Genomic DNA, 13,726 nt, shown 5'->3' on the forward strand with positions numbered 1-13,726 from the left:
TTTAACGCTTCAAGTGATAAGGAAACGTCGAAATCGTAACATTCTTGTGATTGAACAAATAGGCGCGAATGAATAAGCTTGTCTGATTATGCAGCAGATTATGCCACCATTTACTCGTAATAAATTGCGGGATCATAATGGTTATATAATCGGTTTCCGACTTTTTCCACTCTATCGTATCAATAAATTTAATAAGCGGCTTTATGATACTCCGATAGCTTGATTTTAAAGTCACTAATCGAACGCCAGGATTCCATTCGTCCCATTTTTCCTCCATTTTTTGCGCAGCATCGTCGTCAAAAGCAACATAAACGGCAACGATGTTTTCCGATATTGATTTTGCATAGCTTATTGTATTTAAAACCACCCGATTAACTCCTGCAACCGGGAGAACAATCAGGTTCCCTTTCGTACCCGGCAAATCTAATTTGGTATCGATCCTCAGTTCAGCCGCAACGTCTTGATAATGCCGGTGGATCCGAATAAAGCAGTAGATAACTATAGGAAGAAAAAGGAAAATCATCCATACCTGCGAAAACTTTGTAATCAAAAAGATTAAACAGATGACAAGGGTTGTGATCATGCCGATGGTATTGATTAAAAAGCTTATGCCCCAACCCTTTGGCTTTATTTTGAACCAGCGGCGCATCATTCCCGTCTGAGACAAAGTAAACGGAATAAACACGCCAAGAGCATACAAAGGAATCAGCCCCTCCGTATCTCCCTTAAAAATAACAACCAACAACGCCGATAAAACGCCAAGCACGATTATCCCGTTTGAAAATCCAAGCCGGTCCCCTCTAACCGTAAACATGCGGGGCATAAATTTATCATTGGCCATCATGGACGCAAGCAGCGGAAAGGCCGCATAGGCGGTATTGGCAGCGAGAAATAAGATCAAAGCCGTGGAGGCTTGAATGGCATAATACATAAGCCCTCTCCCAAACGTGGAGGCCGCGATTTGGGAGACGACGGTTTCTTCCGTTCTCGGCGCAATACCGTACACATAGGCCAGAAAACTAATCCCCATAAATAAGCTGCCTAAAACTAGCCCCATCATGACGAGGGTCATTGCCGCATTTTTTGCCGCCGGCGCTTTAAAGTTCGGTATGGCATTGGATACGGCTTCGACCCCGGTCAATGCGGAACAGCCTGAACTAAAAGCTCTGAGTAGAATATATAAGCTAATCCCCGAAATGGCCACGTCATGTGATGTTGGAGGAGTAACAGGTGCTCCGGTTGTAACAAATTTAAAAATGCCGCTTAGGATAAGAGCAATCATAAAGAACACAAACAGATACACGGGATAGGCAAGGATAGAAGCAGATTCGGTAAGTCCGCGCAAATTCATAATGGTTAAAAAGGCTATCATCACAATAGCAATGATAACGCGATGATCATGGAGCTGCGGGAAAGCGGAAGTGATCGCATCTGTGCCAGCGGAAATACTAACTGCTACCGTCAAAATATAATCAACCAATAGGGAGCCGCCGGCTAATAAACCAACCGGAACCCCCAAATTCTCTTTCGATACGATATATGCCCCTCCGCCTGTCGGATAAGCAAAAATCGTCTGGCGATAGGAAAGAATCAAAATCGTGAGAAGTCCCAGCACAGCAATGGAAATCGGAATGGAATACCATAATGCCGTAAAGCCGACAGTCATTAGTACAAGAAGAATTTGTTCCGTACCGTAAGCGACGGAGGAAAGGGCGTCGGATGATAATATAGCAAGCGCTTTGAATTTGCCCAGTTTCTCCTCGGCAAGTCCTTCGGATTTCAAAGGACGGCCGATTAACAATCGTTTAAGTGCAGCCATCATCCTGAATCATCTCCCTATTGATGATTATCATTGGATATGTTGCACGATTTTGGATTGTTTTATCCGTCCCGGTGAACAAGGACAAACATCGTCCTTGGTCACTTTCTCCTTCGGTGCAGCCTCCTCTTGCGCAGAATTTCGTTCATCCGTTTGATACCCCAGTAATATTTTTGGGCGGGCAGTCTGGAAAACCCCTTGAAGCCCGGATACGTAAAATTCACTTCGATGAGCCATATATTCCCGTTTTTGTCGACGGCAAAGTCATTGCCGATCTTTTGATAATATTTAATCTTCCCGGCCCGTTTGCAAATTCTATGGCTTATGCGGATAAGCTTTTTTTTGACGCGCGCCGCTTTTTTCTCGGAATACCCCAGCGATTGCTTCATCGAATTTTCAAAGAGAGTCACATAGCCCCGCGAGCTGCTTACATTAGTTACAATGCTTTTGGGTCCCGCCACTTTAGAATAAAGACCGAAAAACTGCCAGCGGTCCTGCAGGTTGCGCATCATCATGACCCGGACATCAAAAGGACGGCCGTCGATTTGGGCCAGGGGAATGGCCTTTTGAATAATATATTTTTGAGGCAGGGACCGTTTTTTGATCTTTTTGTACAGTTCAGCCATGGAAGCGCACTTAATGGAATCTCCCCTTTGAACGACAAAAGCGTATCCTCCGAACGTTTTCCAAGCTTTAATGATTCCTTTTCCCTTGTGCTCCTTGTCGGGTTTAATATAGACTGCATTATATTTTCGTATAAATTTTCTCAATGTTCGTGCATTGAATAATGAGGTGGGAGGTAAATATTTGCGGATCTTAGGGTGTCTTGAATAGAAGCTGTAACGAAGCCATTTTCCCAAATATTCCATTCCTCTCTTGAGCATTTCCTATACAGGCTTCCATATTTTATGCTTTGCGCTGGAATCTAGTTCTCAAAAAAGGCTTGCCATATGGATTCAAACAAATGGGTATTTGATCAGGTTCGGTCTCCGCGTTCTTCTCGTATAATGAAGCACGAACCTCCATGATAGAAGCAGAGGCGCGTTTCGTTCATATGCTGAAAACGGAAGTGATACAGCTTGAGTGCATCCAATAGAAGATATGTCAGCAGCAAGCTCCAAAAAACACGGGCTCTGCTGGGCAATAAGCGGATTAAGCCTCATATCCCGGAGACCAGGCACTTCAGCAAGAATACGCTGAGCACGATGCTCGACCGGTACATTATGGTTTATCTGAAGCCTGTAAACGGTTTAAAGGGAATAGGCATTATGAGAGCGGAAAAAAAGGGAACGGGCTACGAGCTGAGACAGGGCACATCGACGGTTATTTTCAAGAGCGTTCATTCCTTATACCAGTCCGTTGTCCGAAAGATCCGGAGGAAGCCTTATCTGGTCCAAAGAGGGATCCGGACCCTTCTGTATCAAGGCCGTTCGTTTGATTTTCGCATCATGGTACAAAAAAATGAGAAGCGGGCATGGGAGGTTTCCGGTATCGTCGGACGGGTTGCCCCGCCCAAGAAGATTGTGACTAACCGAAGTCAGGGAGGAAAGTGCCTTCCGGCTGAAAGGCTGTTGCAGTCCAATATGAACAAATCGGAAGTCAAACCGTATCTGAATTCTTTATTCCGTTTGAGCCGGAGCATCGGGCGGCAGTTCCAAAGCGTATATCCCAAAGTCCGGAAGCTCGGCGTTGACATCGCGGTGAGCGGCAACCGGAAGCCTTGGGTTCTGGAGATCAACACCAACCCGGCTATTACACCTTTCATCAATCTGGGTAATAAACGAATGCTTACAAGAATTAGACAATTGATGCGCCTGAAAAAATAAAAAACCGGCTCATCCCCATCTGTATTTGCGGGATGAGCCGGTTTTTTATCCTTTGTTACAATAATATTGCTCAATCAATTTATCTGCAGCCAGTTGTAAGGAATCGATATAAGGCAGCTGTAAATCCTCTTTCGAGATCAGTAAAGGCAGCTCCGAGCACGCGCCTATAATGACTTCAGCTCCCATCTCCATCAATTTATTGCAGCCCTCTAACAAATTGTTTTTTAATCCTTCATCCTGATAACCGGCTTTTACACCATTGTGACCGTAGATGACGTTATTAAAATACTTATTCTGATGTTCTTCGGAAAGTATGATCGTATTGATTTGCCTTTTGTCGAATTCCTTTTTCCAAAGTCCGGTTTTACAGGTGCCTTCAGTAGCCAGAATTCCTATGTTTCTTATATTTGGGTACATTCTGCACGAATAATCTACCGTTTCCCTAACGATATTAAACATTCTAGCTTTGGTTAGCGATTCTTCAAGTCTATCAGCAAAATGATGAGCGGTTACGCAAGCTAGAACGATAACCGTTGCTCCGCAGCGTTCAAGTAATTTTACAGATCGCAATAGTTCAGGAAATGGATCTTCACCTTGATATAATATCCCTTCCGTCCGATCCGGAATACAAGTATTGTTATGAAGGATGATCTCTATATACTCTTGATCTTTCTTGGCCGGAGACCTGTTTATTAATTGTTGAAAAATCGACACCGCAGCATGCGAACCCATTCCGCCAACTATACCTAATATGTCTTTCATTAGTTATACTCACTCTCACATTCATATATTTATCCGCTCGGATTGTGAGCTCACTAACTAACATATTAAATACTCTATCAAAACTCGACGGCATATAATGGCGTTCATCCGTCCATTTTTGGAAACCATCACCCAGGGCGATCGATCGAAAATTGCTCGCCCAGCTTCGCGTAGTCACTGCCGGCCAGACGGCTGACAGGCCTGAGCGCCTCTGCGTTGATGCGTCCGTTCCCGTATAATGATTCGGCCACATGGAATCTAACTACACGGCCGATCAGCAAGTCGCATGCCGGCGATTCTTCCGTACCGCCAAGCGGCAGAGCCTGCTCCAGCACGCATTCCATCCGGATTTTCGCCTCGGCTATCCCCGGTACGCTAACACGTTCGCTTGGAATGGCGGTTAATCCGGCCAAAGCAACCTCGCTCTCATCCGGCGGCAGATTAGCCGCGGTAATATTAATCGCTTCGATGTAGTCCTCGTCGGCAATATGAACGACAAATTCGCCTGCCTCAACCGCATTTCTTGCAGTGTCCTTCTGGTCGCCTTGTTTGCGCTGAACCGATATAGCGACCATGGGAGGGTTAGCCGTCACGATGTTGAAGAAGCTGAACGGTGCTGCGTTTAACACCCCCTCGCTCGACAAAGTCGATACGAAGGCTATTGGTCTCGGTACAATACTGCCTATGAGCAGCTTGTAGTTATCCTGAACGCTTTGGCTTGTCGGATCAATTGAAATCACGCGCGCTCCCTCTTTCCTCATTAATGAACTCGTGCTGCCTTAAAACGTTTCGTTATACCAAGCAGCGGCAGCGGCAACCTCGGAGCTTGTAAGCTGGTGGCCGTATTGCTCCCAATGCACCGTTACGGGCGCACCCGCTTCACTTAATAATCGCTGCAGATCCTCCGTTTCTTGCGGCGCACAGATCGGATCATTTGAGCCTGCGCCGATGAAGCAAGGAACGCCTGTCAAATCAGGCAGCTCTACACCGCGGATCGGTACCATCGGATGATGCAGGATCGCGCCGCGCAGCGTGCCTTTGTAATGGAATAAGAGGCTTCCGGCAATATTGGCGCCATTGGAATAGCCGATTGCAACCAGATTATTCCGGTCAAAGCCGTGTTCTTGCGCAGCGGTATCCAGAAAATCATTGAGCTCCTTCGTGCGGAAGAGCAGATCCTCGATGTCGAACACGCCCTCAGCCAGCCTGCGGAAATAGCGCTGCATCCCATTCTCAACTACGTTGCCTCTGACGCTTAATACGGAAGAAGCCGGTGAGATGCGGTCCGCAAGCGGCAGCAGATCGCGCTCCGTACCTCCCGTGCCGTGCAATAGCAGCAGCACGGGGGCGTTAGCATCGGTTCCTTTTTTGAAAATATGCTTCATCATTTATCCTCCTCCAATACCCGTACTTCAAAAGGTGATAACATCTCTACAATTTGTGGGCGATGCGGCTCGAACCATTCCGGAAGCATCAGCTTCTCGCCAAGCTTCTCCGGCTCCTCATCACGTGCAAACCCTGGCGGATCTGTCGCAATTTCAAATAATATGCCGCCTTCTTCGCGGAAATAAATGGCATTAAAGTACTGACGGTCAACGATTGGCGTAGGCTGGAACCCGCTGCTTGCGACATGGCTTCTCCATAACGCGTGCTCCTCATCATCCTTCGCCCGCCACGCAATATGGTGGACTGTGCCTGCACCGCCATGACCAGGCTCCATTTTCTCCACATTAACATCGATCAGATTGCCCAATTCTCCCGTCGCTTTAAAGCGTGCATAGGCGCCTTCTTGCCCAACCTTCTCAAGACCCATGACATTCACGAGCAGATCGGCCGTTTTATCCGGTGCCGTGCTGTAGAGAATAGCGCCGCCGAACCCTTTAATCGCTTTGTCCGCCGGAACGCCGCCAAATGTCCATTTGCTTGCCGGTCCTTCCGCACGGGCTACAATTTCAAGCAGCAGTCCATCCGGATCCGCGAATTGCAGGTACTGCTCCCCAAACCTCGAAGTTTGCGTTACAGCGACATTCAGCTTCGCCAGCCGTTCTTTCCAGAAATCGAAGGCATCCAAAGGAACGACATACGTCGTGTAACCAACCTGCCCGCCGCCAATGCGTCCTTTACGCGAATTTTCATACGGGAAGAACGTAATAATCGTTCCCGGGCTGCCTGCTTCATTACCGAAGTACAAATGGTATACCTCAGGCGCATCAAAGTTAATCGTCTTCTTAATCAAACGCAGACCAAGCACACCTGCATAAAAATCAGCCGTTTGCTGCGCATTTCGTACAAAAGCCGTAACGTGGTGAATACCTGCTGTTTTATTAGACATCTAACACACTCTCCTTATTTTATATGAGATTTTTGGACCTAACACAATAATTATTAGCCCAGCAAAGCGTCAAGCGAATAAGATCCGGCACCCGTTAATGCAACACCTATAGCAATGGCAATTAAGACGAGATTATATTCATAACCGTTCGAAGTCGCCCACAGACCGTTCTGACCATGCACTTTCACAATAGCAACCAGCATCGTCATCACAATCAATGCTGCAGCAAGCGGTGTGAGTAAACCAGCTGCAAATAAGAAGCCTCCGACAAGCTCCATTAGTCCGGCAACCACAGCCATAACAACACCGGGCTTAACGCCGATCGACTCTAGCCAGCCGCCTGTTCCTTTTGGTCCATAACCTCCAAACCAGCCAAAGAGCTTCTGTGCGCCATGTCCTACGAACAACAAACCGACAACCAGGCGAACGATTAACAATCCCAATGCAATACTCATTTTTAATTCCTCCATTTTTTGTTTTGTTTTTAAACCGCAATTTTGAGAATCTTAATTTAAAGATATTAGGTAAAAATAAGCAGCCGTCCAAAACCGATTTATCGACCAGCTACTTGTAATGCTCCTGGGCAAACTTTCCTAGTTTCTTGAGCAGCACGCTGGCAAGCTGCTTCTCTTCTGACGACAACCCGTTAACGGCTTCCTCTATAGCAGCCGTATGTGCAGGAAACACTTCCTTTACAAATTGAGTGCCTTGATCGGTAATTTCCGCGTAGATAAGGCGTCTATCCTCGGTAGAAGCTCTGCGCCGCACCATTTGTTTCTTCTCCAGCTTATCGACAACATACGTTATATTGCCGCTGCTCATAAGCACCTTCTCGCCAATTTGCTGCAGAGGCTGTGGTCCTTTGTGATACAACAACTCAAGAACGCCGAACTCTGTGCGGTTTAAGCCATTCTTCCGAATATCCCGGTCTGCATGGGCATTTACCCACTGGCTCGCTCTCGATAGCGCAATGAAGAGATCCAATGATTCATTTTGCGTTTTGTCCTTTATGTTTATCACTCCCCTCTGATTTATCTTTAAATTAATTATCTTGAATTAAAGATAATACATTTGAAAGCAGTTGTCAACACTTTTTGCAATGTTATTTTATGCAGCTTCTTTGCACAGCTATTTTTGCATGCTTGGTTTAACAGCTGCTCTTTATGTGAAGTGTGGCTATTGTACAGTACAGCTATCGTGCAGGACAGTTATCGTACATGACAGCTATCGTACATACAGCTATCGTCCAGTACATCTATCCTGTATTTCATCCAGTATAAAGCTCGAACTTACCTTAAAGCCGCAGCTAACCTGTATTTTGTCCAATTATTTTCAGCAATATCCTCTCTCCATGCCACTTTCAGTGCGATTTGATCCCTCCAGACTGGAGAGAATCCAGGATAGACCCCTTATCAAGCTCCAGATATGCGAAGTTAATGGATTTATACAGGATAGCTTCACTGCAGACTTTTTTGTTGATTTTATTTGAGCCGTTTTGTCGCTGCACACTTCGGTTCAACAACGTGCTATTACTACCTTCGTAAGAAGTCAGTCTTTGTTTGCTTTTAATCAATATTTTTTGTTAAAGACTCATTTGTTGTATTAACTAGAAGCGTATTACTGTTATTACCTATTTGCTCCAAAGTAGAGTACCATAATCGGTATGAATCGTGAGCAATATAATTGACTTCCCGGATCTTACTATTGTAATTATTCTTTAGACTAATATTCTGAATAGTCGGGTCTGTAACAACACCCAAAATTAGAGACGGTGTAGTTTCCTCATCACTCGGGAAAATTTCATATGTGTAACCAGCTTTATCGTTTCCAATAAGATAAGCCTCAATACTTCCGTACTCACCGCTATGTCCTTTTGTCCACTTGGAGAATGTTTTTTCAAAGTAAGCAAATCCAACATCTGTTTTACTAAGATCATATTCGTCGGACGGGCTCAAAGGGATATCTAAATAAAATACAATTATTTTATCGTCCACATTCTTTTTGTCAATTACCTTTATTTTTTTATCCTGGGACGTTTTGATTTCTTCTAATATTGTATTTTCATGTAGATCATCAACACTAACTTGATTATTAGAATTAAATAACTTCCAAGTAGTAAACACGCCAGCTACAATTACGATCAAAACAATTATTGCAACAAGGTTTCTAGCTTTCACGTTATCCCCCTAGTCATTGCATTTTTTTGCTTCCGTACCATCTATTAGGTTATACCACTGCGAATTATCGATGTCTACTTGTCCAAAGGACCAAAAGCATCGTACTTAAAAAGCCGCACCATACCGCAAAAGGTTGCTTTACAGCTGCGCTTGCTCCAAAATCTACATTATAGAAGAGGAGGAGCTCAAATGCTGCATATCGTAAATGGAGATTCCGTAGGACATAAGCTGAAGGAGGGCGCAGTACAAGGGGATATCCTTGTGTGGCGGGAAATTTACACGGAGGGTCCCGTATTTCTGCAGCCGGAGCTGCCTGACCATCTAGCCTTTAGAGGCCGCTATTTGGAGCAAGCGCTCGGTGTTCCACTGCAAGAATGGCTGAGCTCATCCGAAGCGCAGGAGAAACAGTTAGCAAGCTTTAAGCAGCATGAAGATGTCGTCTTATGGTTTGAGCATGATTTGTTCGACCAGACGATACTAAGCTGCTTGCTGCATTGGTTTGCAGGACAAGATTTGGAAGGGACGAGGCTGCACCTCCTGAGCATCGGGCAGTATCCGGGCATTGAAGTATTTCGCGGTTTAGGCGATCTCTCCGCTGAGCAGCTGGCGGGCTTGGCGGGCACCTGGCGTGAGATTGGAGAGGAAGAACTGCTGCTGGGCAAAAGAGCATGGAAAGCCTATACGGCAACCACTCCAGAGAAAATCGCGAAGCTGCTGCACGAGGATACATCTGTCCTGCCCTTCCTGCACAATGCTTTCCGCCTCCACTTAAACCGGTATCCCTCTACGGCGAACGGGCTCGGAATTGTCGAGCAAACGACACTTGAGCTGCTTCTCGAAGGCGTTGACCGACCCTTGCACTTATTTCAGCAAACAGGCGATAAGCTGCACGAGCTCGGCATGGGCGATCTTCAATATTGGTCTTGTCTCAAACGATTATCGCAGGCTTCACATCCACTGCTTACCATAGAGGGCGACGGCCTGTTCCCTGGCTTGCATGACTCTCCCGAAAGCTTCCTGCATCGGCGGGTGCAGCTAACTGGTCTTGGCTCACAATTAGCTAGCCGCAAAGCTGATTGGATTCATTTGAATGGAATAAACCAATGGTATGGCGGCGTCCATCTCGAAGGCAATGACAGCATTTGGCGCTGGGATGCAGGGAACGCCGCGATCATTCGCAAACAAGCGTAAACGGCTTGCGCTGTCCTTGGTTGGCAAAGCTCGTATCGTGCGGCCTGCCCAGCATCTATCAAGCAGGCTGTAACAGGTTCACCGCCACCACGCGGCGGTAGGATGAACAGGGGCGTCAATAACAACGAGCTCGCCTATTTTCGGCGTCGATATGGCGACATTTCGTTCTTTAGCCGCTTTTATCGCGCGCTCAACCGGATCGGTCCAATCATGTAACGAGAGCGTAAATGCACCCCAATGAATTGGAACCAACACTTTACCCGAAACATCCAAATGGGCCTGCACCGTTTCCTCCGGCATCATATGAATGGCCGCCCAGCGCTCATCGTACTGCCCGCATTCCATTAACGTAAGATCAAACGGACCATATTTGTCGCCAATATCCTTAAAGTGAGGGCCATAACCGCTGTCACCGCTAAAAAAGATTTTTGTTTCTTGCCCCTGAATGACCCATGAGCACCACAGCGTAGCGTTCCGGTCCGTTAAGCTTCTTCCGGAGAAGTGTCTTGCCGGCGTGCATGCCAGCTTCAATCCCTCATATTCGGACGCATCCCACCAATCATGCTCTTCGATTTTAGCCGGATCGACACCCCATCTCTTCAAATGAGGACCAACACCCAGCGGTACAAAAAACCGCTTCACTTTATCCTTCAGCTTCACAATTGAACCATAATCCAGATGGTCATAATGATCATGCGATATGAGCACGGCGTCAATGAGCGGAAGCTGCTCGATCTCGAACGGCAGCTTGCCGCTGAACCGTTTTCCGCCGATTTGCGGGAAAGGCGAAGGCGCTTTGCCGAACATCGGGTCTAGAAGCAGCGTTTTGCCATCCAGCTGCAGCAGGGCAGCAGAATGTCCAAACCAAGTAAGCTTAGGCTGCTGAACGTCTTGAAAATAAAGCGGACTGAGCGGCTCGGCCGCGATCGGCTTCGCAGGTTTTCTGTTTGGGCTCCCTATCACAAATTGGACTACTACCATAAGAGTCTCTCTAAAGGTCATATCCATTGATGTTGAAATGAGATTCACGAATTTTTTCTTGGCATAATTTGCGGATTGGCTCAGCTCCTGCCGCTTCTCCTTCGATGGAGCCCCCCCGAAGGCCGGGTAATAAGTTAATACCAAATAACCGATCATCAAGATTGCTGCAACGACACCAATTAGTAAGTACATGATAGCTAACCTCTCCCCTTCATTTTTCAATTCCAAAACCGTTAGTGATGTATACGTCTCACTTCCTCTAACGTTGTATTAAAGTTTTGTAGTTTTCCGGTTATATGGATCTCTCATGATTTCGAAGAACAATTAACGGGAGGATTTCCTTGCATTAAAGCAAGGGTTGCCGCCGTTTCCGGAGTACTCCCAGATAACCGATGTAATTTCCACAAAAAAACTCCCTCCAGCTAGATAGCTGGGGGGAGCGTCACTTCGAACATTGTTTCTTGCTACGCAGATTTGTTCATTCGAAGCTGGCCATTCGCGAATTCACGGTACATCGTATGGCTCGCATACAGCTGCTCATGCGTTCCGACGCCGGTTATGATACCTTTCTCCATAAAAACGATGGAATCGGCATCCACTACCGTCGATAAACGATGTGCGATAACGACCGTTGTCCGGCCGATCATCAAATTTTTCAGTGCATCCTGCACGACTTCCTCCGACTTGCTATCCAGGTTGGACGTTGCTTCATCCAGCATAAGTATATGTGGATCCCTTAGCAAAGCTCTCGCTATCGCAATCCGCTGCCTCTGACCGCCAGACAGCTTAATGCCGCGCTCTCCGACTTCGGTTTCATAGCTGTCCGGCAGCTCTTCAATAAAGCCGTCCGCATAAGCCATTCGTGCAGCCTGCTCGATTTCATCCTGGCTAACATCCCGGTCGAGACCATAGCACAGGTTATCTTTGATCGTTCCCGCTATAATCGGGCTTTCTTGCGATACATAGCCGATCTGTCTCCGCCACGAGCGAAGAGAAGCATGACGGATATCCGTACCTCCAAGACGAATGGAACCCGACGTCGGGTCGTAGAACCGCTCCAGCAGCGAGAACAGCGTCGTTTTGCCGCTTCCGCTTGGACCGACGAGTGCCGTTACTTTGCCCGCTTCAATCGTTAAGCTTACATCACGCAGAATAGGCTCCTCCGGCTTGTAGGCGAATGAAACATGATCCACCTGAAGCGTCTGATTGATTTCCGATACCGTTTTGCCGCTGTCCTGATCTTCCTCTTCCGATTCAATAATTCCAATAATGCTGTCCGTCGCTCCCATTGCTTTCTGAAATTGCGTGAAAAACTGAGAAATCTGCGTAATAGGCAGCATGATCTGGAACAGGTACATAATAAAAGCGACTAATTCGCCCGCCGTCATTGCGCCCGACGATACTTGCACGCCGCCAAACCCGATCAAACATACGAGCAGCAGCAAAATAATAAACGATACGATCGGCGAAATAATCGCCTGCATACGCGCTTCCTTTAACCCGAAGCGGAACAAATTGTTAATACCGGTACGCCCCTGCTCAAATTCGGCAGGCTCTGAGCCCGAAGCCTTCACCAAACGAATCTCGGACACGACACGATTCACGATTGATGTGAACCGGGCGTTTTCCTCCTGCGTCGACTTGGAGATAGCGTACATTTTACGGCCAATCGGCACCATAATGAGGGCTGCAACCGGGAACACGGTGAGCATAATAAGCGTCATCTGCCAGTTCATATAGAACAGAATCGTCAATGCGCCGATGATCGATAATATACCGGTGAAGAAGCCTGTCACATGCTCCGTAATCAGACCTTTCAAAATCGCCGTATCGTTCGTGAGACGGCTAATCGTATCGCCGGACGACTTGTTGTCGTAATACGGCACGGGCAAACGCAGCAGCTTGCTCCATAACCTTTCGCGGATCGATGAAACAATTTTATTTCCGCCGTAATGAAGCAAATACACCGATACGCCGCCTGACACAACCTGAGCGATAAAAGCAGCGCCCATACCAATGATTTGCCCTGTGCTTAACGAGCCGAACGAAAACCCGTTAACTAAGTTTTTTGTGAACAGCGGAATGGTCAGTCCAACCAACGTAGTTACGACACTAAGAATAACAGCTACAGCCAGCAGTGCCTTCGGCGGGTTCGTCTCCATAATGAGCGCGATGAAACGCCGGACATTACTGTTTTTATTTTTCATCCTCAATCACTCCCAATGGTCTAATCTCTATTCTCTCCACTACATTTCTTACTTTACCTCTCCTGTTTAAACGTAATTTAAACGCGGAAGGTAGCAAAAACTTATGCCCTCTCTAGCAGCGCAGTCACTTATTGTCGTAAGGGACGTCCGGCCATAGCGGTAGCGGTAAATAAGGGCGTTACCCTGAGCTACTAGCAGCTTCCATAAAGAATAACGGACTTGAATGGTCTTATTCTATCTAGTTGACCAGTGCATAGGTCCGTTTCCCCGCTTTAACGCCCATTTTTTCCGTTATATTCGGCAAAGAAGGCTGACTAGCAGCCATAACACCTATATTGATGCTAGCATGGAAAGTGGACACCTCATTGGAAGCACTAGATAATAAACAATAAGGAACAGAAGAGGTGTCCGACATGAGTGAGAACAGACAA

At 46.8% G+C, this 13,726-nt stretch carries 14 protein-coding genes; 2 read left to right on the plus strand and 12 right to left on the minus strand.

The features are described from left to right. Nucleotide 1: 1 nt before the first annotated feature. Together DFP97_RS27255 and DFP97_RS27260 are read right to left on the minus strand one after the other, a co-directional pair. On the minus strand, nucleotides 2–1,822 hold the full coding sequence (locus DFP97_RS27255; protein WP_114383837.1) for an APC family permease: 1,821 nt from the start codon (nucleotides 1,820–1,822) through the stop codon (nucleotides 2–4). A gap of 98 nt (nucleotides 1,823–1,920) precedes the next feature. Next, nucleotides 1,921–2,679: a YheC/YheD family protein gene (locus DFP97_RS27260; RefSeq protein ID WP_181873701.1), complete on the minus strand. Its 759-nt coding sequence runs from the start codon at nucleotides 2,677–2,679 to the stop codon at nucleotides 1,921–1,923. Between the two features lie 219 nt (nucleotides 2,680–2,898). Here DFP97_RS27260 and DFP97_RS27265 point away from each other — a divergent pair, with 219 nt between their 5' ends. Then, a complete protein-coding gene (locus DFP97_RS27265) occupies nucleotides 2,899–3,645 on the plus strand; it encodes a YheC/YheD family protein (protein WP_114383839.1) in 747 nt (248 codons plus the stop codon). A gap of 45 nt (nucleotides 3,646–3,690) precedes the next feature. Here the strand turns inward: DFP97_RS27265 and cuyB are convergent, their stop codons facing one another. The 7 genes from cuyB to DFP97_RS27300 form a co-directional block, all read right to left on the minus strand. Further along, entirely contained in the window at nucleotides 3,691–4,407 is a 717-nt protein-coding gene (gene cuyB / locus DFP97_RS27270) for a cysteate racemase (protein ID WP_114383840.1), read from the minus strand. A 128-nt stretch (nucleotides 4,408–4,535) separates the two neighbouring features. Further along, nucleotides 4,536–5,147: a flavin reductase family protein gene (locus DFP97_RS27275; protein ID WP_114383841.1), complete on the minus strand. Its 612-nt coding sequence runs from the start codon at nucleotides 5,145–5,147 to the stop codon at nucleotides 4,536–4,538. A gap of 39 nt (nucleotides 5,148–5,186) precedes the next feature. After that, nucleotides 5,187–5,792 carry an alpha/beta hydrolase gene (locus DFP97_RS27280; protein ID WP_114383842.1) on the minus strand — a complete coding sequence of 202 codons (606 nt, stop codon included), beginning with the start codon at nucleotides 5,790–5,792 and terminating at the stop codon, nucleotides 5,187–5,189. Beyond that, on the minus strand, nucleotides 5,792–6,739 hold the full coding sequence (locus DFP97_RS27285; protein ID WP_114383843.1) for a ring-cleaving dioxygenase: 948 nt from the start codon (nucleotides 6,737–6,739) through the stop codon (nucleotides 5,792–5,794). The genes DFP97_RS27280 and DFP97_RS27285 overlap by 1 nt, the downstream gene beginning before the upstream one ends. Before the next feature lie 53 nt (nucleotides 6,740–6,792). Beyond that, on the minus strand, nucleotides 6,793–7,194 hold the full coding sequence (locus DFP97_RS27290; RefSeq protein ID WP_114383844.1) for a DoxX family protein: 402 nt from the start codon (nucleotides 7,192–7,194) through the stop codon (nucleotides 6,793–6,795). A 109-nt stretch (nucleotides 7,195–7,303) separates the two neighbouring features. After that, nucleotides 7,304–7,750 (minus strand): MarR family winged helix-turn-helix transcriptional regulator, encoded by a 447-nt coding sequence (locus DFP97_RS27295; protein WP_114383852.1) that lies wholly within the window; start codon nucleotides 7,748–7,750, stop codon nucleotides 7,304–7,306. A gap of 554 nt (nucleotides 7,751–8,304) precedes the next feature. After that, nucleotides 8,305–8,916 (minus strand): hypothetical protein, encoded by a 612-nt coding sequence (locus DFP97_RS27300; protein WP_114383845.1) that lies wholly within the window; start codon nucleotides 8,914–8,916, stop codon nucleotides 8,305–8,307. A 189-nt stretch (nucleotides 8,917–9,105) separates the two neighbouring features. Here DFP97_RS27300 and DFP97_RS27305 point away from each other — a divergent pair, with 189 nt between their 5' ends. Next, a complete protein-coding gene (locus DFP97_RS27305) occupies nucleotides 9,106–10,107 on the plus strand; it encodes a DUF1835 domain-containing protein (RefSeq protein WP_114383846.1) in 1,002 nt (333 codons plus the stop codon). Nucleotides 10,108–10,185: 78 nt separating this feature from the next. On the opposite strand, the gene DFP97_RS27310 is transcribed toward DFP97_RS27305, so the two are convergent. From DFP97_RS27310 to DFP97_RS31235, 3 genes are all read right to left on the minus strand, one after another. After that, the gene (locus tag DFP97_RS27310) at nucleotides 10,186–11,115 is read right to left on the minus strand and encodes an MBL fold metallo-hydrolase (RefSeq protein ID WP_425453563.1); all 930 of its coding nucleotides are present in this window, start codon (nucleotides 11,113–11,115) and stop codon (nucleotides 10,186–10,188) included. A gap of 437 nt (nucleotides 11,116–11,552) precedes the next feature. Next, complete coding sequence (locus tag DFP97_RS27315) at nucleotides 11,553–13,295, minus strand: ABC transporter ATP-binding protein (RefSeq protein WP_114383848.1); 1,743 nt, start codon at nucleotides 13,293–13,295, stop codon at nucleotides 11,553–11,555. Nucleotides 13,296–13,533: 238 nt separating this feature from the next. After that, nucleotides 13,534–13,726, minus strand: a 193-nt coding sequence (locus DFP97_RS31235; protein ID WP_220271198.1) for a hypothetical protein, incomplete at its 5' end; no start/stop codon positions are given.

It is taken from the genome of Paenibacillus prosopidis, assembly GCF_003337375.1.
Classification (GTDB): domain Bacteria; phylum Bacillota; class Bacilli; order Paenibacillales; family Paenibacillaceae; genus Pristimantibacillus; species Pristimantibacillus prosopidis.